General features: G+C 61.3%; 18 protein-coding genes and 1 pseudogene. 7 read left to right on the forward strand and 12 right to left on the reverse strand.

Annotated elements, in window-relative coordinates:
* Nucleotides 1-13: 13 nt before the first annotated feature.
* From astD to H045_RS14780, 4 genes are all read right to left on the reverse strand, one after another.
* Nucleotides 14-1,483, reverse strand: a complete 1,470-nt coding sequence (astD, locus tag H045_RS14765) for a succinylglutamate-semialdehyde dehydrogenase (RefSeq protein WP_167325127.1) — start codon at nucleotides 1,481-1,483, stop codon at nucleotides 14-16.
* Nucleotides 1,480-2,505, reverse strand: coding sequence for an arginine N-succinyltransferase (gene astA / locus H045_RS14770; protein ID WP_003233520.1), 1,026 nt, complete (start codon nucleotides 2,503-2,505; stop codon nucleotides 1,480-1,482). The genes astD and astA overlap by 4 nt, the downstream gene beginning before the upstream one ends.
* A gap of 50 nt (nucleotides 2,506-2,555) precedes the next feature.
* A complete protein-coding gene (aruF, locus tag H045_RS14775) occupies nucleotides 2,556-3,575 on the reverse strand; it encodes an arginine/ornithine succinyltransferase subunit alpha (protein WP_003233521.1) in 1,020 nt (339 codons plus the stop codon).
* A gap of 174 nt (nucleotides 3,576-3,749) precedes the next feature.
* Nucleotides 3,750-4,970 carry an aspartate aminotransferase family protein gene (locus H045_RS14780; protein ID WP_015372778.1) on the reverse strand — a complete coding sequence of 407 codons (1,221 nt, stop codon included), beginning with the start codon at nucleotides 4,968-4,970 and terminating at the stop codon, nucleotides 3,750-3,752.
* A gap of 259 nt (nucleotides 4,971-5,229) precedes the next feature.
* Here H045_RS14780 and H045_RS14785 point away from each other — a divergent pair, with 259 nt between their 5' ends.
* Nucleotides 5,230-11,127 (forward strand): leucine-rich repeat domain-containing protein, encoded by a 5,898-nt coding sequence (locus H045_RS14785; protein ID WP_015372779.1) that lies wholly within the window; start codon nucleotides 5,230-5,232, stop codon nucleotides 11,125-11,127.
* 16 nt (nucleotides 11,128-11,143) lie between these two features.
* Here H045_RS14785 and argR read toward each other — a convergent pair whose 3' ends face one another.
* The 7 genes from argR to acs form a co-directional block, all read right to left on the reverse strand.
* Nucleotides 11,144-12,124, reverse strand: a complete 981-nt coding sequence (gene argR, locus H045_RS14790) for a transcriptional regulator ArgR (RefSeq protein ID WP_003233524.1) — start codon at nucleotides 12,122-12,124, stop codon at nucleotides 11,144-11,146.
* Between the two features lie 210 nt (nucleotides 12,125-12,334).
* Nucleotides 12,335-13,099: an ABC transporter ATP-binding protein gene (locus H045_RS14795; protein ID WP_003233525.1), complete on the reverse strand. Its 765-nt coding sequence runs from the start codon at nucleotides 13,097-13,099 to the stop codon at nucleotides 12,335-12,337.
* Between the two features lie 27 nt (nucleotides 13,100-13,126).
* A complete protein-coding gene (locus tag H045_RS14800; protein WP_015372780.1) occupies nucleotides 13,127-14,239 on the reverse strand; it encodes a succinylglutamate desuccinylase/aspartoacylase family protein in 1,113 nt (370 codons plus the stop codon).
* A 1-nt stretch (nucleotide 14,240) separates the two neighbouring features.
* Complete coding sequence (locus H045_RS14805; protein ID WP_003233528.1) at nucleotides 14,241-14,939, reverse strand: ABC transporter permease; 699 nt, start codon at nucleotides 14,937-14,939, stop codon at nucleotides 14,241-14,243.
* Entirely contained in the window at nucleotides 14,936-15,625 is a 690-nt protein-coding gene (locus H045_RS14810; RefSeq protein ID WP_003233531.1) for an ABC transporter permease, read from the reverse strand. Before H045_RS14810 ends, H045_RS14805 begins: the two co-directional genes overlap by 4 nt.
* 93 nt (nucleotides 15,626-15,718) lie before the next feature.
* Entirely contained in the window at nucleotides 15,719-16,504 is a 786-nt protein-coding gene (locus H045_RS14815; protein WP_003233533.1) for an ABC transporter substrate-binding protein, read from the reverse strand.
* A 613-nt stretch (nucleotides 16,505-17,117) separates the two neighbouring features.
* Complete coding sequence (acs, locus tag H045_RS14820; RefSeq protein ID WP_003233534.1) at nucleotides 17,118-19,073, reverse strand: acetate--CoA ligase; 1,956 nt, start codon at nucleotides 19,071-19,073, stop codon at nucleotides 17,118-17,120.
* Between the two features lie 397 nt (nucleotides 19,074-19,470).
* Between acs and H045_RS14825 the strand changes: the two genes are divergently transcribed.
* The 6 genes and pseudogenes from H045_RS14825 (at nucleotide 19,471) to H045_RS14845 (ending at nucleotide 24,599) form a co-directional block, all read left to right on the forward strand.
* Complete coding sequence (locus H045_RS14825) at nucleotides 19,471-19,740, forward strand: DUF2790 domain-containing protein (protein WP_015372781.1); 270 nt, start codon at nucleotides 19,471-19,473, stop codon at nucleotides 19,738-19,740.
* 560 nt (nucleotides 19,741-20,300) lie between these two features.
* Nucleotides 20,301-21,551: a ribonucleotide-diphosphate reductase subunit beta gene (locus H045_RS14830; protein WP_015372782.1), complete on the forward strand. Its 1,251-nt coding sequence runs from the start codon at nucleotides 20,301-20,303 to the stop codon at nucleotides 21,549-21,551.
* Nucleotides 21,552-21,664: 113 nt separating this feature from the next.
* Nucleotides 21,665-21,856, forward strand: a pseudogene (locus H045_RS24605) (HNH endonuclease); the annotation flags it as partial.
* A 70-nt stretch (nucleotides 21,857-21,926) separates the two neighbouring features.
* Nucleotides 21,927-22,574 (forward strand): HAD-IB family hydrolase, encoded by a 648-nt coding sequence (locus tag H045_RS14835; RefSeq protein ID WP_003237904.1) that lies wholly within the window; start codon nucleotides 21,927-21,929, stop codon nucleotides 22,572-22,574.
* A 388-nt stretch (nucleotides 22,575-22,962) separates the two neighbouring features.
* Nucleotides 22,963-23,916, forward strand: a complete 954-nt coding sequence (locus H045_RS14840) for a hypothetical protein (RefSeq protein ID WP_015372783.1) — start codon at nucleotides 22,963-22,965, stop codon at nucleotides 23,914-23,916.
* A gap of 302 nt (nucleotides 23,917-24,218) precedes the next feature.
* The gene (locus H045_RS14845) at nucleotides 24,219-24,599 is read left to right on the forward strand and encodes a helix-turn-helix domain-containing protein (RefSeq protein ID WP_015372784.1); all 381 of its coding nucleotides are present in this window, start codon (nucleotides 24,219-24,221) and stop codon (nucleotides 24,597-24,599) included.
* 307 nt (nucleotides 24,600-24,906) lie between these two features.
* Here the strand turns inward: H045_RS14845 and H045_RS14855 are convergent, their stop codons facing one another.
* A complete protein-coding gene (locus H045_RS14855; RefSeq protein WP_015372786.1) occupies nucleotides 24,907-25,596 on the reverse strand; it encodes a hypothetical protein in 690 nt (229 codons plus the stop codon).
* Nucleotides 25,597-25,721: the final 125 nt, after the last annotated feature.

Consider the following 25,721-nt stretch of genomic DNA (forward strand, 5'->3'; position numbering starts at 1 on the left):
ATCTCACACACGGTCAGATCAGTGTTATGCCTGGGGTGAGTGTGGCTGGCACAACCAGGCTCGCGGTCTCCAACGACGCCACCGGGTACGCGCAATAATCCGCCGCGTAATACGCACTGGCGCGATGATTGCCCGAGGCCCCTACCCCGCCGAACGGCGCGGTGCTGGCGGCGCCGGTGAGTTGTTTGTTCCAATTGACGATGCCTGCGCGGCTCTCCAGCCAGAACTGCTGGTAGCGCGCTTCTGAGTCCGACAACAAACCCGCGGCCAGCCCGTATTGAGTGTTGTTGGCCTCGACGATCGCCGCCTCGAAATCGGCGTAGCGAATCACCTGCAACAGCGGGCCAAACAGTTCCTCGTCCTCGCGCTCGCTCACATGCGTTACGTCGATAATCCCCGGGGTGAGCAACGCGGCCTGGTCCTTCGGTTGCGTCATCTCCAGCAGCGCGACCGCGCCATTGGCCAATAGCGATTGCTGCGCGTCCATCAACGCCTTGGCCGCCGCGAGGGAAATCACCGAGCCCATGAACGGTGGCGGTTGCTGGTCGAACGCGCCCACTTCGATGGTCGCGCAAACCGCCACCAGACGCGTCAGCAACGCATCGCCCCAGGCGCCTTGCGGCACCAGCAGGCGGCGCGCGCAGGTGCAGCGCTGGCCGGCCGAGATGAATGCCGACTGGATGATGGTGTACACCGCCGCGTCCACATCGGCCACTTCATCGACCACCAGCGGGTTATTGCCACCCATTTCCAGGGCCAGGATCTTGTCCGGGCGCCCGGAAAACTGCTGGTGCAGGTGATTGCCGGTGCGGCTGGAGCCGGTGAAGAACAACCCGTCAATGCCAGGGTTGGCGGCCAGCGCGATGCCGGTCTCGCGCGCGCCCTGCAGCAGGTTCAGCACACCCGCCGGCAGGCCGGCTTCAATCCAGCATTGCACGGTCAGCTCGGCGACTTTGGGGGTCAGCTCGCTCGGCTTGAACAGCACCGTATTGCCCGCCAGCAAGGCCGGGACGATATGCCCGTTGGGCAAGTGGCCCGGAAAGTTGTAAGGGCCGAATACAGCCACCACGCCGTGAGGCTTGTGACGCAGCACCGCGGTGGCGTCGCCCAGGGGGCCGCTTTTCTCACCGGTGCGCTCACGGTAGCTTTGCACCGAGATGGCAATCTTGTTGGCCATGCTGGTGACTTCGGTGACCGCTTCCCACAGGGGCTTGCCGGTTTCCTCACCGATGCAGCGGGCGATTTCATCGGCACGTTTTTTCAAGGTCGCCGCGAAGGCTTCGAGCACGCTGATGCGCTCTTCCAGGGGGCGCCGGGCCCAGGCCGGAAACGCCTGGCGCGCAGCCTGCACGGCGGACTCGACCTGTTCGACGGTAGCGCCGTGACCGGCCCACAGCACCTGCTGGGTCACCGGGTTGCGCGACTCGAACAACTCACCCTGGCCAGCCAGCCAGCTTCCTGCGATATACAGCGAATTCATTATTTCGACTCCCGGGCAGCAGACAACGGTACGGCGCGCACTTGATCACCCACCACCAGTTGCAGACGCTTGGCGGTCTGCGGGTCGACCACCAATGTGCCAGCGGCAAGGCGCGCCGGCGCGGCGGTGATGCGGCAGTCTTCGCGCTTGCGGTTATGAATCAGGAACGGCGTGGCGTCGTCCCCCGGCGTGCCGATGGCCAGCACCAGCGCCTGGCTGTCGCGCACCGCACGGATCCTCGCGGTTTCACACTCCACCGCCGGGCCGGCGTCAAAGATATCCACATAGCCCTGGTAGCTGAAACCCTCGCTCTTGAGCATGCTCAACGCCGGCTCGGTATCGGGATGCACCTTGCCGATCACCGTGCGCGCGTCTTCGGAAAGAAAGCAGCTGTACAGCGGAAACTTCGGCATCAGCTCGGCAATGAATGCCTTGTTGCCCACACCGGTGAGGTAGTCGGCCTGGCTGAATTCCATCTTGAAAAAGTGGCGGCCCAGGCTCTCCCAGAACGGCGAACGCCCAGCGTCGTTGGACACCCCGCGCATCTCGGCGATGATCTTGTTGCCAAATAGCTGCGGGAACTCGGCAATAAACAGCAGGCGTGCCTTGGCCAGCATGCGGCCGTTGAGGCCGTTGCGGTAATCGGCATGCAGAAACAGCGAGCACAGTTCGGAATTTCCGGTGAGGTCATTGGCCAGAAACAGCGTCGGGATCTCGCGGTAGATGTTCAACTCCTGAGAGGCGCTGACGGTCAGGCCAACACGGAAGTTGTACCAGGGCTCGCGCAGGCCGACGGCACCGGCAATGGCGGAAATGCCCACCACCCGGCCCTCATCGTTTTCCAGCACGAACAGGTAGTCGGCATCGCCGCGCCCGGCGTCGCCGCGAAAGGTTTTTTCGGCCCAGCCTACGCGGTGGGTCAGGCGTTCTTCGTTGGCCGGCAAGGTGGTGAGGCCGGTGCCGGTGCTGCGCGCCAGATCAATCAGGGCCGGTAAATCGCTGCTGCGTACGGGACGAACGATCATGCTATCTCCTCGAACGGGCCGCTGTGGTCAGCCACCCGCGAAACTCTCTCTTAAACCGCGACCAGACGCACGCTCGCGCCTTCGCCCACGCCCAACGCTTCAGCCGCCGCCAGGTCCAGGACCACCGGCTTGCCGGGCGCGTAGTCCAGCTCCAGCATCACCGCGCGGTAATCCTGCAACTGCGCGTTGCTCACCAGGTACTGGCGACCGGCGCCCTTGACCATCTCACCGATTTTCACCGGCACCACGCGGCTTTGGGCGATCGAGCGAATGCCCGAGACTCGCGCGTGCAGCGTCGGGCCGCCGTCGAAGATGTCGATGTAATGGTCGGTCTCGAAACCTTCGCGCATCAGGATGTCGAAGGTGATCTGCGCGCGCGGGTGCACCTGGCCCATCGCCTCCTGAGCGGCGTCCGGCAGCAGCGGCACGTAGATCGGGTAATGGGGCATCAGCTCAGCGAGGAAGGTACGGCTTTTCAGCCCGCACAGGCGCTCGGCGGCGGCGTAGTTGAGATCGAAGAAGTTGCGGCCGATCGCGTCCCAGAAGGGCGAATCACCGTTCTCGTCGCTATAGCCGACAATCTCGGTCACCACCGAGTCGGCAAAACGCTCGGGGTGGCTGGCGACGAACAGCAGGCGGCCACGGGAATTGAGTTCCGACCACGGCGAACCCACCAGTGCAGGCTGCACATAAAAACTGGTGAGCAGGCTGTTGCCGGTGAGGTCGTGGCACTGGGAAAGCACGTGGATCTTGTTGTGGATCTTCAACTCGCGGGAGGCGTGCACGAAGGTTTCATTGCGAAAGCTGTAGAACGGCTCGGAGTAACCGGCTGACGCGACGATGGCCGAGCAGCCGGCGAGCTTGCCGGTGGCGGTGTCTTCGAGCACGAAGAAATAGCTTTCTTCGCCGTTGAAACTCACCTCGGCCGCGAACGATGCTTCGCTGGCGGCAATCTTGTCGCTCAAGCGTTCCACATCGTCCGGCAGGGAAGTGACACCAATCGGGCTGTCCGCAGCCAGACGCTGTACCTCGCCCAGGTCAGCCATTTGCGCGGGGCGCATCACCAGCATGGTGTCACTCCTTAACTCGAAAACTCATAGGGAAAATACCGGAAAGCCCGGGCACAACTCAGTTCCAATGTGGGAGAGGGCTTGCTCCCGATAGCGGTGAATCAGTCTCTGATGCATCAACTGACAGACAGCCATCGGGAGCAAGCCCCCTCCCACATTGGATCGGTGTAGCTGTCAGGCCTGAGTCAGCGTTTTTACCGCACGCTCAAAACGATCCAGGCCTTCGTTGATATCCGCCTCTTCCACCACCAGGCTCGGCGCAAAACGCACCACGTCCGGGCCGGCTTGCAGGACCATCAGGTTTTCTTGCTCGGCCGCGTTGAACACGTCCTTGGCCTTGCCTTTGAACGCATCGCTGAGCACGCAACCGATCAACAGACCCAAGCCACGCACCTCGCTGAAAATGCCGTATTGCGTGCCGATCTGCTGCAGGCGCGCCTTGAACTGCGCGTGTTTGGCGCTCACACCCGCCAGCACCTGCGGGGTGTTGATCACGTCGATCACCGCCTCGGCCACCGCGCACGCCAGCGGGTTGCCGCCGTAGGTGGTGCCGTGGGTGCCGACCACCAGGTGCTTGGCCAGCGCTTGGGTGGTGAGCATCGCCGCAATCGGGAAACCGCCGCCCAGGCTCTTGGCGCTGGTGAGGATGTCCGGGGTCACGCCGTAGTGCTGGTAGGCGAACAGGTGGCCGCTGCGGCCCATGCCCGTTTGCACTTCGTCGAACACCAGCAGCGCGTCGTGCGCATCGCACAGTTCGCGCGCACCTTGCAGGTAAGCCAGCTCGGCCGGCAGCACGCCGCCCTCGCCCTGGATCGGCTCGAGCACCACCGCGCAGGTCTTGTCCGACACGGCAGCCTTCAGCGCGGCCAGGTCGTTATAAGGAACGTGGGTGATGCCGGTAATTTTAGGCCCGAAGCCATCGGAGTACTTGGACTGACCGCCGACATTGACGGTGAACAGGGTCCGGCCGTGAAAGCTGTTCAGCGCGGCGATGATCTCGTATTTCTCGCTGCCGAACCGGTCGAACGCCACGCGACGGGCGAGCTTGAACGCGGCCTCGTTGGCTTCGGCGCCGGAGTTGCAGAAGAACACACGCTCGGCAAAGGTGGCGTCGATCAGCTTGTGCGCCAGGCGCAGGGCCGGTTCGTTGGTGAATACGTTGGACACATGCCACAGCTTGTTGGCCTGCTCGGTCAGCGCGCCGACCAGCGCCGGGTGCGCATGGCCCAACACGTTGACCGCGATGCCGCCGGCAAAGTCGATCAGCTCGCGACCGGCCTGGTCCCACACGCGCGATCCTTGGCCGCGCACCGGGATAAAGGCGGCGGGTGCGTAATTGGGCACCATCACCTGGTCGAAATCGGCGCGTTGCACCGGGGCTTGCTCAACGGACATCGGAGTCTCCTGAAGAGGAACGCCCGCCTGGAACTGGCGGACGATGCAGGGATTGTAGGGACAGTTTCAAGCGCGGCCTTGCCGCCAAGCGACAACTTCTTATAGCGCAAACCCCGGTTTCAGGCGGGTTTACGCCAATGCGACATATAGCATCGCAATGGCGCAGTTTAAACGCTGGACCGGTTATGTATCTACCGCGAGGGGGCCTGTAAATATTGGTCTGCTGGTACGCATCATCCTCCAGTAAAGGCCTGATCCCGTGACACTTTCCACGCTGCCCATCCAACTCCCGGCCCCGTTCACCTACCGCGACCTGCACGAGGACATCCTCAAGCAGGCCATACCCGCCTGGCTGACAGACCTGTCGCCCAGCCACCGTGCCACGCTTGGCAAGGTGCAACTCGCCCTGCCCCCCTGGTACAAAAATGCCAGCCCCCAGGAGCACGAACGCCTGAAACACCGCGTGAGCGCGGCCTGGAAAGCCAGGATCCCCGTGGACCGCGCCATGGCCAGCCTGAAATCCCCGGAGGACTTCGGCGCCCCGCTGCTGCAACAGCGCCTCGGCATTGAGAACGACGTGCGGACCACCTTTCTAAGGCTTTACATTCCCCAGAGCGTCCCCTGGTTCCCCCTCCGCACCGGCGGCGCCAGAACCTGGACGGTCTCCCTGCTGGACGCCGCGCTGCACAACTTTGAGAAGGACGAACGCTACGAAGCGTCATCGGGCTTCATTACCCAGCCCACGCCCAGCGGTCAATTCGACAGCCTGCCCGCGCTCGATCGGCTGATGAGCGTGGCGCAGTTCACCGCGCTATGCCGAGAACTGGACCTCGGCGGTCAGTACCAGCGTTACCTGCAGGCGTACTTTGACGAAAAAAACCCGGTGGCCGCAGACACGCTGCAAAGGCACCTCAAGCAACATCACCTGGCAGACTTGAACGTCGCGCTGCAAATGGCGCGCATGAAGCTGGACCTGCTCGACGCCCAGACCTACCAACGGTTGCAAGCGCTGCTTGACGCCCAGGGCCGCCGCGACAGCTGCGCGCCATTGCTGGCGTATGAGCTCTCGATCATGTCCAGCCCCCTGAGCGGCATCGTGCTGTTCGCCGAAGACCTGGAGCGTCCTCACCCGGTCAGCGTCACCGCCTACATTCCGGATGATCCTCACGCACCGCTTAAACAATACCCGACACTCGTCGCCTTCATGACTGCCTTGGGCAACCACTTGCGCAGCACCGAGTATCAGCAATTCTTCAGTCGCTTCGTCAACCATGCCGAGCGTGGCGACTTCTTCGCCCACCTCAATCAGCGGCTGTCCAGGGTCACCTGGCACCCCCACACACGCGGTGACCCACGACCGTCCTGGCGCGAAACGCCGGTTGAGCGTCCACGCTTGATGTTCAGTGCCACGCCGATCAAGGGCGACCTGTTCAAGCATCTGTTCCAGAAAAAACTCAGCAAGGTCTACAACGATGGCCGCAGTCGCGCCGTACCCACCGCCCGCGTTGACCAAAAGGCACGCTGGGAACGCTGGGACATCCTCGAAAAAGTCGCCTCGCAGGTCCTGCAGATAGCGGCCTTCATCGCCGCGCCGTTCGTGCCGCCGGTGGGTTTGCTGATGCTTGCCTACAGCGCATACCAGATGCTCGACGAGGTCATCGAAGGCGTCATCGACTGGACCGCCGACCAAACGCGCGAGGGATTTGAACACCTGTTCTCGTTCGTCGAACAGGTGCTGCAACTGGGCACGTTCGCCGTGGGCGGGCACATCGCAACGAGCGTGCTGCGGACCGCGCTGCCCGCCACCAGCGTCAAGTTTTTTGACAGTCTCAAGCCCGTCACTCTCCCCGACGGCAAGGCACGGCTCTGGCAGCCTGACCTTGAGCCCTACGCCCACGACATCCGACTTGGCAAAACGGCCTATCCCGACGCCGAGGGCCTGCACAGCCACAGCGGCGTCAAGGTGCTGATGCTCGCCGACAAGCCCTATGTGGTGCAGACCGATCCGGTCACCGGGCAGCCCTACCTGCATCACCCCACCCGCCCCAATGCCTATCGCCCGCCGCTGATGAGCAACGGCAAGGGCGCCTGGCTGACCGAACTGGACACGCCGTGGAACTGGGACGAAACCACGCTCATGCGACGCCAGGGGCCCCATACCCATACGCTCAACGACCAGCAATTGGCCAATATTCGCCACATCAGCGACACCCACGAAGGCGCATTGCGCTCGATGCACCTCAACCAGCACAAGCCGCCACCGCTGCTGACTGACACACTTGAGCGCTTCAAGATCGACCAGGCGCTGCAGGATTTCATCGACCAGATGAACAGCGATGACGCGGCGGTATACGCCAAGGCCGATGCCCAGACCCAACTGCAACTGCTCACCGACCTGGGGCTGTGGCCGCAGACCAAGACCCTGCGGGTGATAGACGCCGAGGGCAAAACCGTCTGGGAAATGACCGGCAATGAAAACGCCAGCGTGGCGCAGCTGCATGAAGCCCAGCTCAAGAACGGCGACCTGCTCAACAACGTGCTGGAAGCCCTCGACGAACCGCAACGCAAGACCCTGCTGGGCGAAGCCTTCGGCGACCCGGTCACCTCCGTGCACACCCGCGCCGGCAAGCTGAGGAAAAAACTCGCGGGCCTGGCCGAACTGCATCGGCGCTCACTCTTCGACTCGCGCTACCAGAACGCGGGCGACCCCAGCAACGCGCGTCAACAGTTGCTGATCGACACCACCGTTGGCCTGCCGCGCAGCGCGAGCGAAGCCTTGCTCGACGGCGCAAGCGGCCTGGAACTCAAGGAAGTCGACCAGGGCACCGTGCCCGCGCGTCTGCGCGAGCTGGCCCAGGCGCTGCGCGACGAGGCACGGGTCACCCGTGCCTACGAAGGCTTGTACCTGCAGGCCACGGACAATCTGGACACGCACCGCCTGGCCCTGCACTCGCTGCAACGCTTGCCCGGCTGGCCCAAAAGGCTGCGCCTGGAGATCCGCCATCCCGACACCACGTTGATTGACGCTATCGGCAAACCCCGAGCGCGTCTTGCGCGAGTACTGGAGCGCTCACCCGAAGGCCGTTACACCCCGCGCGACGAAAAAGGCCCGGTGTTTGGCGAGACCGACTTCTATACCGCCGTTCTCCAGGCGCTGCCCGACGCCGAGCGCAATGCCGTGAACCTGCATATCGGCCAAGGCTCGCGCCTCAAGCAAACCTTGCGCACCCATGCTCTGGAACGTTCGTCCGCGCGCAAGCTCATCACTGCCCAGCCCGCCCCCAGACCCACCGATACGCGCACCCATCTGCGCCTGCTAGGCATGGAACGTTACCCGCCGGCAGACACTGGGGCCCCTGAGCACGCACGCTCAATGGCCCGACGGCTGTTTCCTGCCCAGAGCGAAGAACAGTTAGATAATCTGCTCACCGAACTGGAGCGCAGCCCGGGCGGGGCCAGGGTTCAATTGGCCGCGATGCGCGATCAGTACGCACAGCTCGGTTACGACCTGAACAGCTGGGTCGCCAGCACGCCGCGTCGTTACCCGGGCAGCGAGATCACGCTGAGCCGCCAGGACTATGCCGACGCCGTGCAAAGTCGCCGGCTGTTCATGCAGGAGATATTACGCGGCTGGCGACAGGAAACGCCCACGGACCGCTACTTTGAGCCACCGGCCCGCAACGGCCTGAAAATTATTGTGAACGCAGCGCAAAGCGGCGAGCTGCCGACACTGCGGGTGAGTTTCGAGCATGTCTCCTATCTGGAGCTCAAGGGCGACCTGTCAGCCCTGAACGCCGATGGCTTTTTGCGCAGCTTTCCCAGGCTTCGCCACCTCAGCATCACCGATGCCGCGCTGGGCCACTTGCCGCCAGCCGTCAGCCATATGCCCAACCTCAATGCCCTGATTTTGAGCAACTGCAGCATCACACTGAACGCCGAGAGCCTGAACACCCTGGCGGCGCTCAACCGGCTCAGAACCCTGGACTTGTTCCGTAATCCGCTGGAGCTTGCACCCAGCGTCGAAACCATGGTCGATCTGCAGTATCTGGAGTTATCGCAAACGCGCCTGTCGCAATTCCCCGCGGGCTTGATCAACCGCCCGGCACTGGAAATGGCGGGCCTGTCCAATAACCGGATTACTCAATTGCCTGCCGAGTTCTTTACCCTCCCTGAAGACACCCTGAAAAACTTCGATCTCTCGGGTAATCCACTGTCGCGCGATGTCCTTGAGCAGGCCAAGGCGTTCTACCAGCGTACGGGCTTGAACTGGCAGATAGACGCCCCGGCCACCGAAGTCCGTCAAGTCAAACAGCTATTTCCTGCGTTCACCGATGCGCAAGTCAACCGCTATATCTTCGGGCTTCCGGGCACGCTGGAAATGGGTCAGATTGAACTGGCACGGCTGGAGGCCGAATACGCAGACCTGTCCACCCGGCTCGACACCTGGGCCGGTCGAGCCGACACCACAGCGCAGCAGAGCCGCCGACAGCAATTGGTCGGGTCGCTCAAAGCCTGCTGGCGCCGGGAAGTGAACGTGAATCACAGCAGCTCGCGGATCCTGACCACTTATGCCCTGGAAATTCTGAGCCCCATCGGTGACGAATTCCCACCGCTCGAAGGGCAATTCGATCATGTGAGCCAACTGCGCCTGGTGGGGGCGGACGAACGTTTTCCGTTGCAGTCGTCATTGTTCTTCAAAGGTTTTCCGGCACTGAACGACCTGTCGATCGAAGGCTACAACGTCGGCGACATACCCGACGCGATCTTCGAACTGCCGCAACTGTCCTCCTTGAGCCTGCACCGTTGCAGCCTGACCCTGTCCGACCGAAGCACCCGGTTGCTGGCCACCTTGAACGACCTCAAGCAGTTGAACCTGAGCCAGAACCCGCTGGGTCAGCCCCCCGACTTTGGCGCGATGCCCACCCTCACCGAGATCAACCTGGCGGACACACAGCTCAAACAGTTTCCCGACGGCCTGCTGACGGCCATCGAGCGCCTGAGCGTCAACCTGAGTGGTAACCAGATCGTGAAGATCCCCGACAGTGCCTTCCAACTGTCCACAATTCTCACTGACGCATTCGATCTCTCTCGCAATCCGCTGTCGCGGGCAACGCTCATGCAGATCAAGGCTTACTGCCAGCGCACCGGCGAAGACTTTGGCGCCGATGCGCCTGCCGCGTTGCGCGACCGCATCAAGGCGCTGTACCCCACCTTCTCGGAGGCGCGCTCCAATCGCTTTTTCTTCGAGCTGCCCGGCGATCTGGACGCCGCCGAGCCGGCCATCGAGGCGCTTGAACAGGAATACGAGCAAATGCGCACCGACCTGCAGGAATGGGCCATCGATACGCCGGAACACCATCCTGTGCAGGATGAGCCACTGGACCTGCAGACGCGCGCGCAGGACCAGCTCAATCGCCAGGCGTTCAAGCAACTGCTCGAGCAAGCCTGGCGCCGCGAAACCGCGCCGGATGACGACAACCTCAGTGGGCGAAGCCATATCCTGACATTCAACCAGCCCATCATCGGCGAGCTGCCGCACGTGAATGCACGCCTTGAGCATGTGACGGTGATTGACCTTGAGGGTGCGGGCACTACAACCGGGGTCAACGGGCTACTCAAGTGCGTTCCCAAACTGCAGCAGTTGATCCTTTCCAAATTCAGGCTGGGCGATATTCCCACCCAGGCATTCAATCTGCCGGAGTTGAACACGCTCATCCTGATCGACTCACAGATCGTCTTGACGCCCGCCAGCAACAGCGCGTTGTCGGGTCTACAGCATCTGCAGTACCTGGACCTGAGCGGCAACCCGCTGGGCCGCACACCGGATGTCCGTCACGTGAGCCTTCTGGAATCGCTTTACCTGCAAGAAACCGGCATCAACCAGATACCTGAGGGCATGTTCAGCCTGCGTGAGCTGCGTGTGGTGGACCTGAGCGACAACCTGATCGAGGACATGCCAGCGGCGCTGTTCGAATTGCGCGGGCCGCTGGAGTCCACGTGCGACCTAAGCGGCAACCCCTGGTCGGCGCGCAGCCTCAATCACCTCAGGCAGTACTACCTGCAAACCGGTAATGACCTGAATGTCGAGGCGGTTCACCAGGATGCGGCAGGCAATCCGGTGCAGCGACCTGTCACGCCGGAGCCGATGGAGCAATAGCCCGCACGCTCGCCCATCAACCGCGTTCGGACGGCACCGACGACAACTCGAACGGGCTGCTGCTGCGCCGTTGGTTGCGGTCTTCGCGAGGGGTGGCGCCGAAGAAGTTGCGGTAGGCGCTGGAGAAGTGCGGCCCCGAGGAAAAGCCGCACGACAGGCCGATCTGGATGATCGACTTGCTGGTCTGCATGAGCATCTGGCGCGCCTTGTTCAGGCGCAATTCCAGGTAGTACTGGCTGGGAACACGGTTGAGGTACTGCTTGAAGATCCTTTCAAGCTGTCGTCGCGACACGCACACATGCTGGGCGATTTCATCGGTGGTCAAAGGCTCTTCGATGTTGGCTTCCATCAGCAATACGGCCTGGGTCAGCTTCGGATGGCTGGAGCCCAGGCGGTTTTGCAGCGGAATACGCTGGCGCTCGCCGCCTTCGCGGATGCGTTCCACCACCAGCTCTTCGGAGACCGCACCGGCCAGTTCGGCGCCGTGGTCGCGGGCCAACACCGCCAGCAGCAGGTCGAGCACCGACATGCCGCCGCAAGCCGTCAGGCGGTCGCGGTCCCAGTCGAACAGGTGGCTGGTGGCGATGACCTTGGGGAAGCGCTCGGCAAAGTCGTCCTGCCAGCGCCAGTGCACGGCGGCGCGGTAGCCGTCGAGCAAACCGAGCTGGGCCAGCGGGTACACACCGGCCGACAGGCCACCGATCACACAGCCGGCGCGCACCAGTTGCTTGAGCGCGCTGCTGAGCTGGGACGCGATGACGGTGGGCGGCTCGTCCGCCAGCAGGAACAGTTTCTGAAAGCCTTCAAGCCTGCCCGCCCACGGCTCGCCCGGCAATTGCCAAGCGCCTTCCATGGCCGGTTCGGCGAGCAGGAACGACAGCTCGTAGATCACTTCCGGATGCACCCGCTGAGCAACGCGCAAAGCCTCCTCAGCCAGCGCAAGCGTCAGTGCCTTGGTGCTGGGCCAGATGAGAAAACCAATTTTGTGGGCGGTCATTGAGGCTATCCGAAACGAAGAACGGTAATGAAGACAAGGGCCAATGCTAGCCCGTAAACCAACACAAATCTCAAAAACTGATGAAGATCCATGTGGGAGGTGGCTTGCCGCCGATGGCGGCATGGCAGCTACACACGTGTTGACTGACACACTGCTGCGGGGAGCAAGCCCCCTCCCACATAAAGCAAAGGCAATTCCCAGCGGTGAGGATTATTTCAAGCTGCCGGACAGGAACTGCTGCAAGCGCTCGGACTGCGGGTTCACCAGCACTTCGCGCGGGTTGCCGCGCTCTTCGACGATGCCTTTGTGCAGGAACACCAACTGGTTCGACACTTCACGGGCAAAGCCCATTTCGTGGGTCACCACCACCATGGTGCGGCCTTCCTGGGCCAGGTCCTGCATCACCTTGAGCACTTCGCCCACCAGCTCCGGGTCCAGCGCGGAGGTGGGTTCGTCGAACAGCATCACCTCCGGCTCCATCGCCAGGGCGCGGGCAATGGCCACGCGCTGCTGCTCGCCGCCGGACATGTGCCCGGGGAACGCGTCCTTGCGATGACCCACGCCGACCTTGGCCAGGTAGTGCTCGGCCTTTTCGCGGGCTTCTTTTTTCGATACGCCAAGCACGTGCACCGGGGCTTCCATCACGTTTTCCAGCGCGGTCATGTGCGACCACAGGTTGAAATGCTGGAACACCATGGACAGCCGCGAACGCATGCGCTGCAACTGTTTAGGGTCGGCGGCGCGCAGGGCGCCGTCCTTGTTGGCCACCAGGTTCAGCTCTTCGTTGTTGAGCAGAATCTTGCCGGCGTGGGGCTGCTCCAGCAGGTTGATGCAGCGCAAAAAGGTGCTTTTGCCTGAACCGCTGGAGCCGATGATGCTGATCACATCACCGGCCGCGGCGGCCAGGGACACGCCCTTGAGCACTTCATGACTGCCATAGCGTTTATGCAGGTCTTGGACTTCAAGCTTGTACATGCGGTCGGTTCTCACAAAAACAGGTGGTCAGTCGTTGAGCAGGCGCCCGTGACGCAGCGCGTCGCGCCCCGCCACCTTGGCCAGCCAGAAACCCGCTTGGGCATAACGCAGCCGTTCAACGGCGAACAACACCCCCGAGGTGCCCGCACAGACAGTGCTCACACGGTCGTTGACGGGGTCGATCACTTCAAAAATTTCATCGCCGGCGTCTACCCGCTCACCGGCTTTACGCAGGTAACTGATCACTCCGGCGTGGGGCGCGAACAGCAACTCGGTGCCTTCGAAGGGCACGCCCTCGCAGGCCTCGTACTGGGGCGCGGGCCATTCACCCTTGATCAGGCCCTGCTCGGCGAGAAACGCGAGAATGCCTTCGGCGTGGAAGATGGCTTCGTCACGCCCGGTATCGGCCTGTCCGCCCAACTCCAGGGTGGTCGCCAGGCACGCCAGCGGGATCTGCGCTTCGGGGAACGCCCGCGACAAACGCAGCCACGGTAACGAGCAGGCCTCGTCAAACGAGCTGCCACCGGAGTCTTCCGCCAGCAGGCCGACCTTCACGTTCAAATGCGCCGCCAGCGAACGCCACTGCGGCCAGTGCTGGGGCAGCGCATACATGTGCAGTGCGGCTTCGGCGTCGCAATGCAGGTCAAGGACGATGTCGGCGGTACAGGCATGGCTCAGCAGCACGCGCTGCATGCCCTGCAGCTGGCTGGCGGGTTCGGGCAAGGCGTTGAGCGCGTCGTTCATTGCCTGGCGGATCAGGCGCACATTGGCGTGGGGATCGTCGCCAAGCTTGCGGTGCAGCAACTGCGCAACCGGCTCGCTGAGTTCGACGAAATCACGGTTGAAATTCTTGCCGCTGCCCACTTCAAAACGGCCCTGGTGGCTGCCTTGCAACAGCTGGCCCAGGCCCATCGGATTGGCCACCGGCACCAGCTCGATCACCCCGTTGAGGGCACCTTGCTGTTCCAGTTCGGCAAGGCGTTTTTTCAGCTCCCAGGCGGCGCGCATGCCGGGCAGTTCATCGGCGTGCAGGCTGGCCTGGATATAGGCCTTGCGCTCGCCGCTGCCAAAGCGAAACACGCTCAGTTGGCGCTCGCAGCCCAGGTGACCCCAGGGCAACAGGTGGTCGATACGTTCCATATCAGTGCTTCCTTGGAGCCAGGTAGCTCAGCCAGCGGCGCTCGGCCAACTTGAACAGGCGCACCAGGATGAAGGTCAGGCACAGGTAGAACACGCCGGCGGTGATGTAGGCTTCGAACGGCAGGTAATACTGCGCGTTCACCGTGCGCGCGGCACCGGTGATGTCGATCAGCGTGACGATGGAGGCCAGGCTCGTGGTCTGCAGCATCATGATCACTTCGTTGCTGTACTGCGGCAGCGCGCGGCGCAGGGCCGACGGCAAGAGGATGCGGCGGTACAGCTTGTAGCGCGACATGCCCATGGCCTTGGCCGCTTCGATCTCGCCATTGGGCGTGGCCTTGAGGCTGCCGGCGATGATCTCGGCGGTGTAGGCGCTGGTGTTGATCGCAAAGGCCAGGCACGCGCAGAACGTGGCGCTCGACAGCCACGGCCACAGGAAGCTTTCGCGCACCGCCTCGAACTGGGCCAGGCCGTAGTAGATCAAAAACAGCTGCACCAGCATCGGCGTGCCGCGAATCACGTAGGTATAGAGCCAGGCGACGCCATTGACGATCGGCTGTTTGGACACGCGCATCAGGCCCAGGGGCAAGGCCGCGAGCAGGCCGAAGAACAGCGAAATGGCGAGCAGTTTGAGGGTGGTCAGCAGGCCGCCGAGGTACAGCGGCATGGCCTCCCAGATGACGTTGTAGTCGAAGATCATAGATCGGCCGCCCTTACGCCTACCGAGTAGCGCTTCTCGAGGTAACGCAAGGCCAGCAACGACACGCTGGTGATCACCAGGTACATCGCCGCCACTGCGAGGAAGAAGGTAAAAGGCTCACGGGTGGCGTCGGCCGCCTGTTTGGCCTTGAACATCATGTCTTGCAGGCCCACCACCGAAATCAGCGCGGTGGCCTTGGTGAGCACCAGCCAGTTGTTGGTAAACCCGGGGATCGCCAGCCTAATCATCTGCGGCACCATCACCCGGAAAAACACCTGGAAGCTGCTCATCCCATACGCCAGGCCGGCCTCGGCCTGGCCCTTGGGAATGGCCATGAAGGCGCCGCGGAAGGTTTCCGAGAGGTAGGCGCCAAAGATGAAACCCAGGGTGCCGATGCCGGCGGCCATGGGGTTCAAGTCAATATAGTCGTCAAAGCCGAGCATCGGCGCGACGCGGTTGAGCAGGTCCTGACCGCCGTAGAAAATCAGCAGGATCAGCACCAGGTCGGGGATCCCGCGGATCACCGTGGAATACAAGTCACCCAGCCAGGCCAGCCAGCGCACCGGCGACAGGCGCAGCGCGACCCCGATCAGACCCAGAACAATGGCCAAGGCCATCGACGACAAGGCGAGCTGAAGCGTCAACCATGCGCCATCGAGGATAACGGCCCCGTAGCCTTTCAACATGATTCAGGTCCTCGAAAAGGGGGGATGAAAAAATGGCGCAAACTTCAGAATGCTCTGTTGCTTGCGCCATTGGGGACTGACAGCTAAGACGGTTTACTTGGTTTCAGGACCGTAAATGTCGAAGTTGAAGTACTTTTTCTCGATGGCCTGGTACTTGCCGTTGGCACGAATCGCGGCGATCGCTGCGTTGATGCGGTCCAGGTTTTCCTTGTCGCCCTTGCGGACCGCGATACCTACGCCGTCGCCGAAGTATTTGACGTCGGTGAAAGCCGGGCCCACGAACGCGTAGCCTTTGCCGGCGTCGGTCTTGAGGAAACCGTCTTCGAGCAGGGTGGCGTCGGCCACGGTGCCGTCGAGGCGGCCAGCGGCCACGTCCAGGTAGATTTCGTTCTGGGTGCTGTAACCCTTGATGTCAGCACCTTTTGGCGCCAGCACTTCACGGGCGAAACGGTCGTGGATCGAGCCACGCTGTACGCCGATCTTCTTGCCCTTGAGTTCGTCCAGGCTGTCGCTGACGGTGGTGCCTTCCTTCAATACCAGGCGCGCCGGGGTCAGGTAGTAGCGGTTGGTGAAGTCCACCGACTTCTTGCGGTCGTCAGTGATGGACATGGACGACAGGATCGCGTCGATCTTGCGCACTTTCAGCGCGGGGATCAGGCCGTCGAACTCCTGCTCGACCCAGGTGCACTTGACCTGCATCTCTTCGCACAGGGCGTTGCCGATGTCGTAGTCAAAACCGACGATGCTGCCATCCGGCGCCTTGGAGGCAAACGGAGGGTAAGCCGCTTCGATACCAATTTTCAGAGGCTTGCCTTCAGCGAAAGCCTGCATCGACAACACGGACAGCGCCAGGGCGCCCAACAGCACGAGTTTCTTCATCATGGGACTCCATCGGTATAGGGCAAAACAGCAGTATGAGCCATGGCCCACGATGCGGCGAAGGTTGAAACCGAATAGCGGCGCTGCGTCCATGCCCAGGCACTGCCTGCGACGACGAGCGGGTGATCGGCATTCTAACGACAGGCCGGAAGCCGATATTTCCTCAATGCGACAACAATTTACAGAAGCACCGAGAAAGCGGTTCCAGCACGTTGACAGCCTCTGAGTTTTATGCAGAGACAAAAGATATTAAACCTGTTGATGCTGCAAATTGCGGGCCTATTATTCGCAAACCCTTATGGGACGGCAAGTGTGGTGTTAAATCTTATTTCCGAGGGGGATGAAGTGCGGCTTTTGCGCGCCAGGATGTAGGCGGATGCCTCAGGGTTGGGCGGCGGGTTACACATTTGCGCCGGGCGGTAACGCTTGTAAGTCTGAACCCGCAGAAGCGGATATTTATTGGCAAGACAGATCGGCCCGGGGAATGTGATTCAAAAAATGTGGGAGGGGGCTTGCTCCCGATGGCGGCGTGTCAGTCAAACAGGCTTCAACTGAACCACCGCTATCGGGAGCAAGCCCCCTCCCACCTTGGACCTTCTGTGTTTCCTGCGCTTTACGCGGCGTTCATGGTTTTGTGCGTCTCGATCAACTGCGCCACCACACCCGGATCAGCCAGGGTGGAGATATCCCCCAGCCCGTCGTATTCAGCCGTGGCAATCTTGCGCAGAATGCGCCGCATGATTTTCCCCGAGCGCGTCTTCGGCAAGCCCGGCGCCCACTGGATCACGTCCGGCGAGGCAATAGGGCCGATCTCCTTGCGCACCCAGTTCTTCAGTTCCAGGCGCAGCGCTTCGTTCGGTTCTTCGCCATTTTTAAGGGTGACGTACACATAGATGCCCTGCCCCTTGATGTCGTGCGGCACGCCCACCACCGCCGCTTCCGCGACTTTCGGGTGCGCCACCATGGCACTTTCGATTTCGGCCGTGCCCATGCGGTGGCCGGACACGTTCAGCACGTCATCCACCCGCCCGGTGATCCAGTAGTAACCGTCCTCGTCACGCCGCGCACCGTCACCGGTGAAGTACATGCCACGGAAGGTTTTGAAGTAGGTGTCCACAAACCGGTCATGGTCGCCAAACAGCGTACGCGCCTGGCCCGGCCAAGAATCGAGGATCACCAGGTTGCCTTCGGCCGCGCCTTCGATCAGGTTGCCCAGGTTGTCCACCAGGGCCGGCACCACGCCAAAGAACGGCCGCGCCGCCGAGCCCGGCTTGAGCGCATGGGCGCCCGGCAGAGGGCTCATCATGTTGCCGCCGGTTTCGGTTTGCCACCAAGTGTCGACAATCGGGCAACGGGATTGGCCGACGTTCTTGTAGTACCAGTCCCACGCTTCGGGGTTGATCGGCTCGCCCACCGAGCCAAGCAGACGCAGGCTGCTGCCATCGGCGCCTTCGCAGGCAGCGGTGCCCGAGGCCATCATTGCGCGGATCGCGGTCGGTGCCGTGTAGAGGATGTTGACCTTGTGCTTGTCGACGATTTTCGCCACCCGGGTGATGTCCGGGTAGTTGGGCACGCCTTCGAACAGCACGGTGGTCGCGCCATTGGCCAGCGGGCCGTAGACGATGTAAGTGTGGCCGGTGACCCAGCCCACGTCAGCGGTGCACCAGTAGATTTCGCCCGGGCGGTAGTCGAACACGCGCTCGTGGGTGAGCGCCGCGTACAACAGGTAGCCGCCGGTGGTGTGTTGCACGCCCTTGGGTTTGCCGGTGGAACCGGAGGTATAAAGGATGAACAGCGCTTCTTCAGCGCCCATCTCTTTGGGCGCACACACGGTGCCGGCCACTTTCATCAGGTCTTCGTACCAGATGTCGCGATGCTGGTTCCACTTGATCGCGCCATTGGTGCGCTTGCACACGATGACCTTCTGGATGCTGCTGGTTTCCGGGTTGGTCAGCGCGTCGTCGACGTTGGCCTTGAGCGGAATCTTCTTACCTGCACGGATGCCTTCGTCGGCGGTGATCACGACCTTCGACTTACAGTCGATGATGCGACCGGCCAGGGCTTCGGGGGAAAAACCGCCAAATACCACCGAGTGGATCGCGCCGATGCGGGTACAGGCCAGCATGGCGACCACGGCTTCGGGGATCATCGGCATGTAGATGGTTACCACGTCGCCACGGTGCACGTCCTGGCCACGCAGGGCGTTGGCGAACTTGCAGACCTGCTCATGCAGCTCGCGGTAGGTGATGTTGCGGCTCTCGGCAGGGTCATCGCCCTCCCAGATGATCGCGATCTGGTCGCCCCGCTCGGCGAGGTGACGGTCCAGGCAGTTGTAGGAAACGTTCAAGGTGCCATCGGCGAACCACTTGATGTCCACATGATGATCATCGAACGACGTCTGCTTCACCGTGGTGAAAGGCTTGATCCAGTCCAGACGCTGGGCTTGCTCGCGCCAGAAGCCATCGGGATTGACCACCGACTGCTGGTACATCGCCTTGTAGGTCGCCTCGTCGGTCAGCGTGTTGGCTGCTACTTCGGGGCGAACGGGGTACAGGGAAGCCGCACTCATCTTTCTTACCTCGGTGACATAGTTGTTGTTGTATGGCCCCGTTGTAGCCGGGCCAGACCTATAGAACCATTCGACGATGGTAGTAACAAGACCCTACAAATTGCCCCGCCATAGCGCTTGCCGCTCTGGCCCGCGCCCCATGGCGCTTTGCGACACGCTGAAAAAACCTTGATCGGCCGATTGTTACAAAAACCACCAAAAGTGTTTATCAAAAGCACGGGTATATGAACAGCGCCCGCACGCCTAAAATCGACTCCGCCAACAAGGCACCGAGATTAACAATGCAACAGCCCCCACCCAGGCCACGTTAATCCGAACTTCCCAACTCCCACGTTACACGCGTGGCCTCACAAGGGCCTCGTGACCCCTCTCGCCCTGAAAAAGGTAGACAGACCCGATGAAAGCTTTACTGGTAATGACCCTGAGCAGCCTGTGCGCCACCACCGCCCTGGCCGACGAGGCCCCCACCGAACTGGCCGGCCGCAATACGCCGATTGTTGAAGACTACAGCTACAGCACCCACTTGGATGTCGCGAAAGTTGTGCACATGAGCAATGTTCCAGAGGTATGCCGCGTAGTACCGGTGCAAATGGAATATGACGATTCCCAGGGTCAGCGGCATATTCTCAACTATCACGTGATGGGCGGCGGTTGCTCCAACGGATAACCGGTCTCTTGCGCGCCGCAGGACAGCGCTCTTGCGGCCAAGAGCCTCTTGACTTGGAACACGAGTCAACTGTGGGCGCTGGCTTGCCTGCGATAGCGATCCAAGCCATCACCCTGCTCCCGAGCCCACCGCAATCACGCCAAATGCCCTCCCCCAGCATCAACAAACCACCCCCACCACGCCTCAAAAATTTCCTGCCTCGCTAACCCCCTGTAAATCCTCGCCTTAGCCCAAATACCCACCTTGCTGCGCCCACACCGTGACCATCCGCCACAACACAAAGCCGATTTTTTCCCTATAATGCGCGGGTAAATCGGGCCTGCAATATCCCTTTACACAGGGACGAAGAGCCAGACCTGAGGCATCGCCAGGGCAAGCACCTGCACCTGCGCCCCTCAAGCCTCACGCAGCACCCGTTAGCCCATTCCGTTTTTTTGCCTGCGCGAGCTGCTGCAACAAACGATTCCTTAAGATCCACCGCGGCCCTGGGGCCGTGTGAACACCCAACCATCCGGTTTCACACGGGCACCTTTGCGCCCTCACGCAGGAGACGACACGTCATGCTGAGCTGGGACGAATTCGATAAAGAAGAAGACGGCGAAGTCGCCATCAAAGGCGCCAATGCCGGCCATGCCACCGAAGCCAACATGGACCGCCTCGACGGTGCCGGCGCCGCGGCTGCCATCGAAGCCCGCGCCGTCACCGCCAGTGACTCCGCCGCCATCGTGCGCGCCAAGGCAGCGCTGGACAAACTCGACGTCGCCGAAGGCCTCGCCGAACTCGAAGGCTCCGCCGCCCGCGTGGCCGTCGACGAAAAGCGCATGATCAACTGCCGCGCCGACCTCAACCAACTCGTGCCCTTCAAATACGACTGGGCCTGGCAAAAGTACCTCGACGGCTGCGCCAACCACTGGATGCCGCAAGAGGTCAACATGACCGCCGACATCGCCCTGTGGAAGACCCCCGAAGGCCTCACCGATGACGAACGCCGCATCGTCATGCGCAACCTGGGCTTCTTCTCCACCGCCGATTCGCTGGTCGCCAACAACCTGGTGCTGGCCGTGTACCGCCTGATCACCAACCCGGAATGCCGCCAGTACATCCTGCGCCAGGCCTTCGAAGAAGCGATCCACACCCACGCCTACCAGTACTGCATCGAATCCTTGGCCATGGATGAAGGCGAAATCTTCAACATGTACCACGAGATTCCATCGGTCGCCAAAAAGGCCGCCTGGGGCTTGAAGTACACCCGCTCGATCTCCGATCCGAAGTTCGAAACCGGCACCGTAGACACCGACAAAGAGCTGCTGCGCAACCTCGTCGCCTATTACTGCGTACTGGAAGGCATCTTCTTTTATTGCGGCTTCACCCAGATCCTGTCCATGGGCCGCCGCAACAAAATGACCGGCGTGGCCGAGCAGTTCCAGTACATCCTGCGCGATGAGTCGATGCACCTGAACTTCGGTATCGACGTGATCAACCAGATCAAAATCGAAAACCCGCACTTGTGGGATGCCGAGATGAAAGAAGAAGCGACGCAGATGATTCTCCAGGGCACTCAACTTGAGATCGAATATGCGCGCGACACCATGCCGCGCGGTGTACTCGGCATGAATGCGGCAATGATGGAGGACTACCTCAAGTTCATTGCAAACCGTCGTCTGTCGCAGATTGGGTTGAAGGAAGAGTATCCAGGGACGACTAACCCGTTCCCGTGGATGAGCGAAATCATGGATTTGAAAAAAGAGAAAAACTTCTTCGAAACCCGCGTGATCGAGTACCAGACCGGCGGCGCGCTGAGCTGGGATTGACTCTTTAGCCAAGTAACGCAGAAAGCCCTGACTACTTCAGGGCTTTTTTATGCCAGATCAATTAAGAAGATCTTCTTACAACAACATCATCCCCGACAGGTTGATGCAAACCGCCTTTCGAGGTCGACGGTTTGCCATTTCTTGAAGTACATCACGTCAAGCACCTCGCCCAGAAGGGTTCGGATCGCATCGCCAATGCTGTAGCCTTGTGCCCCAATTGCCATCAGCGTTGTCACCGGTCGAGCGATCGGGATGCTTTCACTGAAGCGCTTTACGCCAACGTCGGAAGATTGGCACGGGAGTAAACTCCTGCGGTCACACCTGATGCAGTTCAAACATATTCGATAGGACCGAGGCCAACCCGTGAACCCAGACATGCTCGAAGCCGGCCCCGCTGACGCCAAAGTACTCTCTGTCTTTGACTTCGACGGCACCCTCACCCACCACGACAGTTTCGTGCCCTTCCTCAAGTTTGCTTTCGGCACTGGCGCGTTCTATGGCCGCATCGTGAAGTTGGCGGTGCCGGGGCTGCGTTTTCTGGTGCGGCAGATCAGTCGGGATGAGTTGAAGGCGCAGTTGATCCGTACCTTTATGGCCGGGGTGGAGAAGACGTGGGTGCAGCGCAAGGCCGAGGAGTATTGCCAGCGTAATTGGGCGCGGTTGATGCGTCCGGCGGGCGTGTTGTCGGTGGAGCAGGAATTGGGGTCGGGGGCGGTGGTCACGCTGTGTTCGGCGTCGCCGGCGCTGGTGTTGCAGCCGTTTGCCGATCGGCTGGGGATTCGCTTGATCGGGACCGAGCTTGAGGTGGTGGACGGCGTGCTGACCGGCAAGCTCACGGGGAATAATTGCCGCTGCGAGAACAAGGTTCTGCGCCTTGAAGCGGTGTATGGGGACCTGGGAGCCTATCGGCTCAGAGCCTGGGGCGATACGCGCGGGGATCGGGAGTTGCTGGCGGCGGCGCAGGATGCGCATTTTCGGCATTTTCATGCGAAGAAGAAGCGGCGGCCGCGGTTGCAGCGTTGATGCGCGAGGGTGGGGGCTGGCGGTGTACCGAGGCGATCCCATCGCTGCCTCGCCGGGGCTCGACAGCTCTTATCAAACACAAAATAACTTTTTGATTTAAAACCTGAAATTCCAGGCAGCCACATTCCTGTGGCGAGCAGGCTTGTCCTGCGTTGGGCTGCGCAGCAGCCCCAAAACCGTGCTCCGGGCAGTGTCAGGTACACCGTGTTTCCCTTCATTGGGGGCTGCTGCGCACCCCAACGCGGGGCAAGCCCGCTCGCCACATAGGCTCCAGTTTGCTGCGCGACAGCGTTAAGTCGAAGACTTGGCGGAGCCTCCCACATTTTTGCTCTGCGTCAGTCTGATAGTTGCGTAGTATCGGGCTATGCCTCTCACGGACCCGAGCCCCATGAAATTCGATACGGCCTATAGCCTGAGTCTCGATGACAAGCTGTCGATCTACGACGTGCGGGACCTGAATTTCGACGAAACCACCGCTTACGACTCCGACACGGACAGCTTCCTGTGCCCCAACGATGCCTGCCGGACGGCGTTCGAGGCGGGCAATACGCTGGCCACGTTCAACGCGAAAAACGTCAATTACCTGCGCACGCCCCACTTCAAGAACAGGACCGGCACGCAGCATATCGATGGCTGCCGCTATGCCAGCCTGCATAAGGCCGCGAGCGGAGAAAGTGACGACGCGCGCGAGGATAATTTCCCTTCGGAATTTGTGTTGACGCGCCGCAGCTACCCACGCAAAACACCCGCCGCCGGCAGCGAGGGGCAGGCCTTGCCGACGCCTGCGAACCCGCCCGCCAACCGCGTCAGCTTGCCGGTGAGTTCAAGTGACACCACCCCGGACAAAACCAGCGTGTTCGCCCACCCGGTGGAATGCTACGTATCGAACATCGACGACAAGGACCGGCTCAAGGCCATGCCGCTGAAGATTGGCGAACACACCGCGACCTATTGGACGTTTTTCAAGAAGATCGAATACCTGCAGGACAACAAGGGCCTGATCTATTGGGGCAAGGTCAAGGCCATCAAGGACTACACCAGCAGCTTTCGCATCGACTTTGAAAAGAAGGTATGGCTCGACAAAAAGCCTTACTCGGTCAACGTGTACCTGAGCAAAAAACTCATCGAGAACTACCGCAAGCGCATGGCGTTTCTGGAGCAGATCAAGGCGGCGGCGAGCAGTGAGCGGGAACTGTATTGTTTCTTTTACGGTGTGACGCCGGAGCTGAAACAGGTGCCGAGCAAGAAGAACCCCGAGCAGACGTTCGGGGTGTTCAGCGCGAATATCGAGAACCTGGATCATCTGATTATTCGGGAAGCGCCGGGGCTGCAGACGCTTTAAGCAGTAGCGTGCGGCGCACGCCACATTTGCCGATACTGTTCACGTGACTGCTGAACCTTCGCCGCATCCAGCATGCAGTAGCGTGTTTTCAAATGAATGGCCAACAGGATGTGCTTGCGTTTAACCGATGCGGGCATTAATTCACGGGGGCGCAGGTTCTCCAACCCTTGCGTCGCAGCGCGGCCCCCACGCGAAAAACACAAAGTCAAAACACTGTTTAAAAGCCCAGTAGATGAACGGCACAAACACCTGTACAAAAAAACAGTATAGTTTGCGCTCCCGTCACTTCCTGGAGAAACCTCATGTCCTCTCTGGCAATGAGCTCGTTCGTAGACCAGCAGATCGTCCTGCACCAATTCACCGCCCAACACAGCGTGCAGGCCCGTGCCATGCTGGGCTGGAGCCACGAAGACCTGGCCCGTCAGGCCGGTGTATCGGTGGCGTCGGTACAACAGTTTGAAAGCCGCGCGCAGGTGGACGATGAGGTCCGCCTGGCACTGGCGTTTCGCTTGGAGGCTGAAGGCCTGGTGTTCTTCCCGGGGTTTGCGCCGGGGTGGGGGATGAGTGTGCGCCGCTTTGATACCGTTGCGACCGAGCCGGCCGCTCCAGGCATTCTCTCGCGCTTCATGGGTTCAACAGCGGCATCACTTGACTCATCAAGCCCTCAAACGAATGGTGCGTAATATCCAATCGAATATCCGGACACTTCTGCGGCTTCAACACGCGTTCATGCCGACGCAAACTGCGCAGGCTGTGGTTGCCGCCATCGTGGCACGCGGTCCTGGCAAGGAATGCCGCCCTGTCAGCATGGCGGCTGCCGCCTTCCAGTATCTGGTCACCGTGGCCCTGCACTTCCCGCAGGCACAGGTGGTGCAGTCGGATTTACGGGCTCAGGCTCAGGAATATCACATGGTTAAACGGCGGGGTCATTCCATGGCCCCAGCTACAGACTGAGCCGAACAACCCCAACCTTGTATGGCCGCGCTGTGACTAGGTCGCACGCCCCTGCCGAAAGGCCCGTACGAGCAGGCTGAGCGAAGCCCGCGACCTGCGTGAGCCAAAAAACCAGAGCTGCGAACCATCTTCCAGCACTTCGCAGACACGGGGGTAATCGCTGGGGCTATCGCCATGAAACGCTGCACGCCGGTCGTCCGACACCACGGCATCAAGCCGAGAGTCCGCCAGCAACTGATCAATTTCATTGCGATTGCGCAGGCTGAAGTGAAGGCTGTCATCCGTTCGTTGCGCGTCCACCGCCACCAGTTGCGCGCCCGCCTGGCGCAGGGTGTCGAACGCTCTACGCAGGGCTGGGCTGCGTGGCGCGGGTTCTTTATGCTCGCCGCGTACATAGTGTTCGACATAGCCAAGGCGCCAGCCGGCCAACGGCGGAGTCGCCGTGAACGTGGTGTTGTTCAGCACCAGGGGCACCTCCACCATCACCGGGTCGGAAGGGTCGATACCGCTCAGCGCGATCAACGACAACGAAGGATCGCGTACTGGCCTGATCATCGGAGCCACGGCGTTGTAGCCCGGTATGAACACCTTGCCCTTGGCGTGTTCGTCACCAAAAACGATACCGCTCAGGCAACCTTCGTCAGCATGGAAGTGGCGCTTGGACGCCGCCAGATCGACAGGCTCCGCCGATGCGGAGGACGAGGTCGGCACCGTACGAAAATGCATACCCAGTTGAACGTTTTTCCTACCGCCATCATCCATCGAAGCAGTCCCACAGAGGCTAAAATTCCGGGCGATCATGCACTGTCTTCCGACGCTTGTGCCGCGCTGAAACACCTTGAAAAGTCATT

The organism is Pseudomonas poae RE*1-1-14, assembly GCF_000336465.1.
Classification (GTDB): domain Bacteria; phylum Pseudomonadota; class Gammaproteobacteria; order Pseudomonadales; family Pseudomonadaceae; genus Aquipseudomonas; species Aquipseudomonas poae.

Coding starts and splice junctions, on each gene's coding strand:
- astA (WP_003233520.1), bottom strand. CDS start 2,505: ATGATCGTTCGTCCCGTACGCAGCAGCGATTTACCGGCCCTGATTGAT.
- H045_RS14815 (WP_003233533.1), bottom strand. CDS start 16,504: ATGAAGAAACTCGTGCTGTTGGGCGCCCTGGCGCTGTCCGTGTTGTCG.
- H045_RS14810 (WP_003233531.1), bottom strand. CDS start 15,625: ATGTTGAAAGGCTACGGGGCCGTTATCCTCGATGGCGCATGGTTGACG.
- aruF (WP_003233521.1), bottom strand. CDS start 3,575: ATGCTGGTGATGCGCCCCGCGCAAATGGCTGACCTGGGCGAGGTACAG.
- H045_RS14835 (WP_003237904.1), top strand. CDS start 21,927: ATGCTCGAAGCCGGCCCCGCTGACGCCAAAGTACTCTCTGTCTTTGAC.
- H045_RS14780 (WP_015372778.1), bottom strand. CDS start 4,970: ATGTCCGTTGAGCAAGCCCCGGTGCAACGCGCCGATTTCGACCAGGTG.
- acs (WP_003233534.1), bottom strand. CDS start 19,073: ATGAGTGCGGCTTCCCTGTACCCCGTTCGCCCCGAAGTAGCAGCCAAC.
- H045_RS14855 (WP_015372786.1), bottom strand. CDS start 25,596: ATGCATTTTCGTACGGTGCCGACCTCGTCCTCCGCATCGGCGGAGCCT.
- H045_RS14805 (WP_003233528.1), bottom strand. CDS start 14,939: ATGATCTTCGACTACAACGTCATCTGGGAGGCCATGCCGCTGTACCTC.
- H045_RS14800 (WP_015372780.1), bottom strand. CDS start 14,239: ATGGAACGTATCGACCACCTGTTGCCCTGGGGTCACCTGGGCTGCGAG.
- H045_RS14795 (WP_003233525.1), bottom strand. CDS start 13,099: ATGTACAAGCTTGAAGTCCAAGACCTGCATAAACGCTATGGCAGTCAT.
- H045_RS14825 (WP_015372781.1), top strand. CDS start 19,471: ATGAAAGCTTTACTGGTAATGACCCTGAGCAGCCTGTGCGCCACCACC.
- argR (WP_003233524.1), bottom strand. CDS start 12,124: ATGACCGCCCACAAAATTGGTTTTCTCATCTGGCCCAGCACCAAGGCA.
- H045_RS14830 (WP_015372782.1), top strand. CDS start 20,301: ATGCTGAGCTGGGACGAATTCGATAAAGAAGAAGACGGCGAAGTCGCC.
- H045_RS14845 (WP_015372784.1), top strand. CDS start 24,219: ATGTCCTCTCTGGCAATGAGCTCGTTCGTAGACCAGCAGATCGTCCTG.
- H045_RS14840 (WP_015372783.1), top strand. CDS start 22,963: ATGAAATTCGATACGGCCTATAGCCTGAGTCTCGATGACAAGCTGTCG.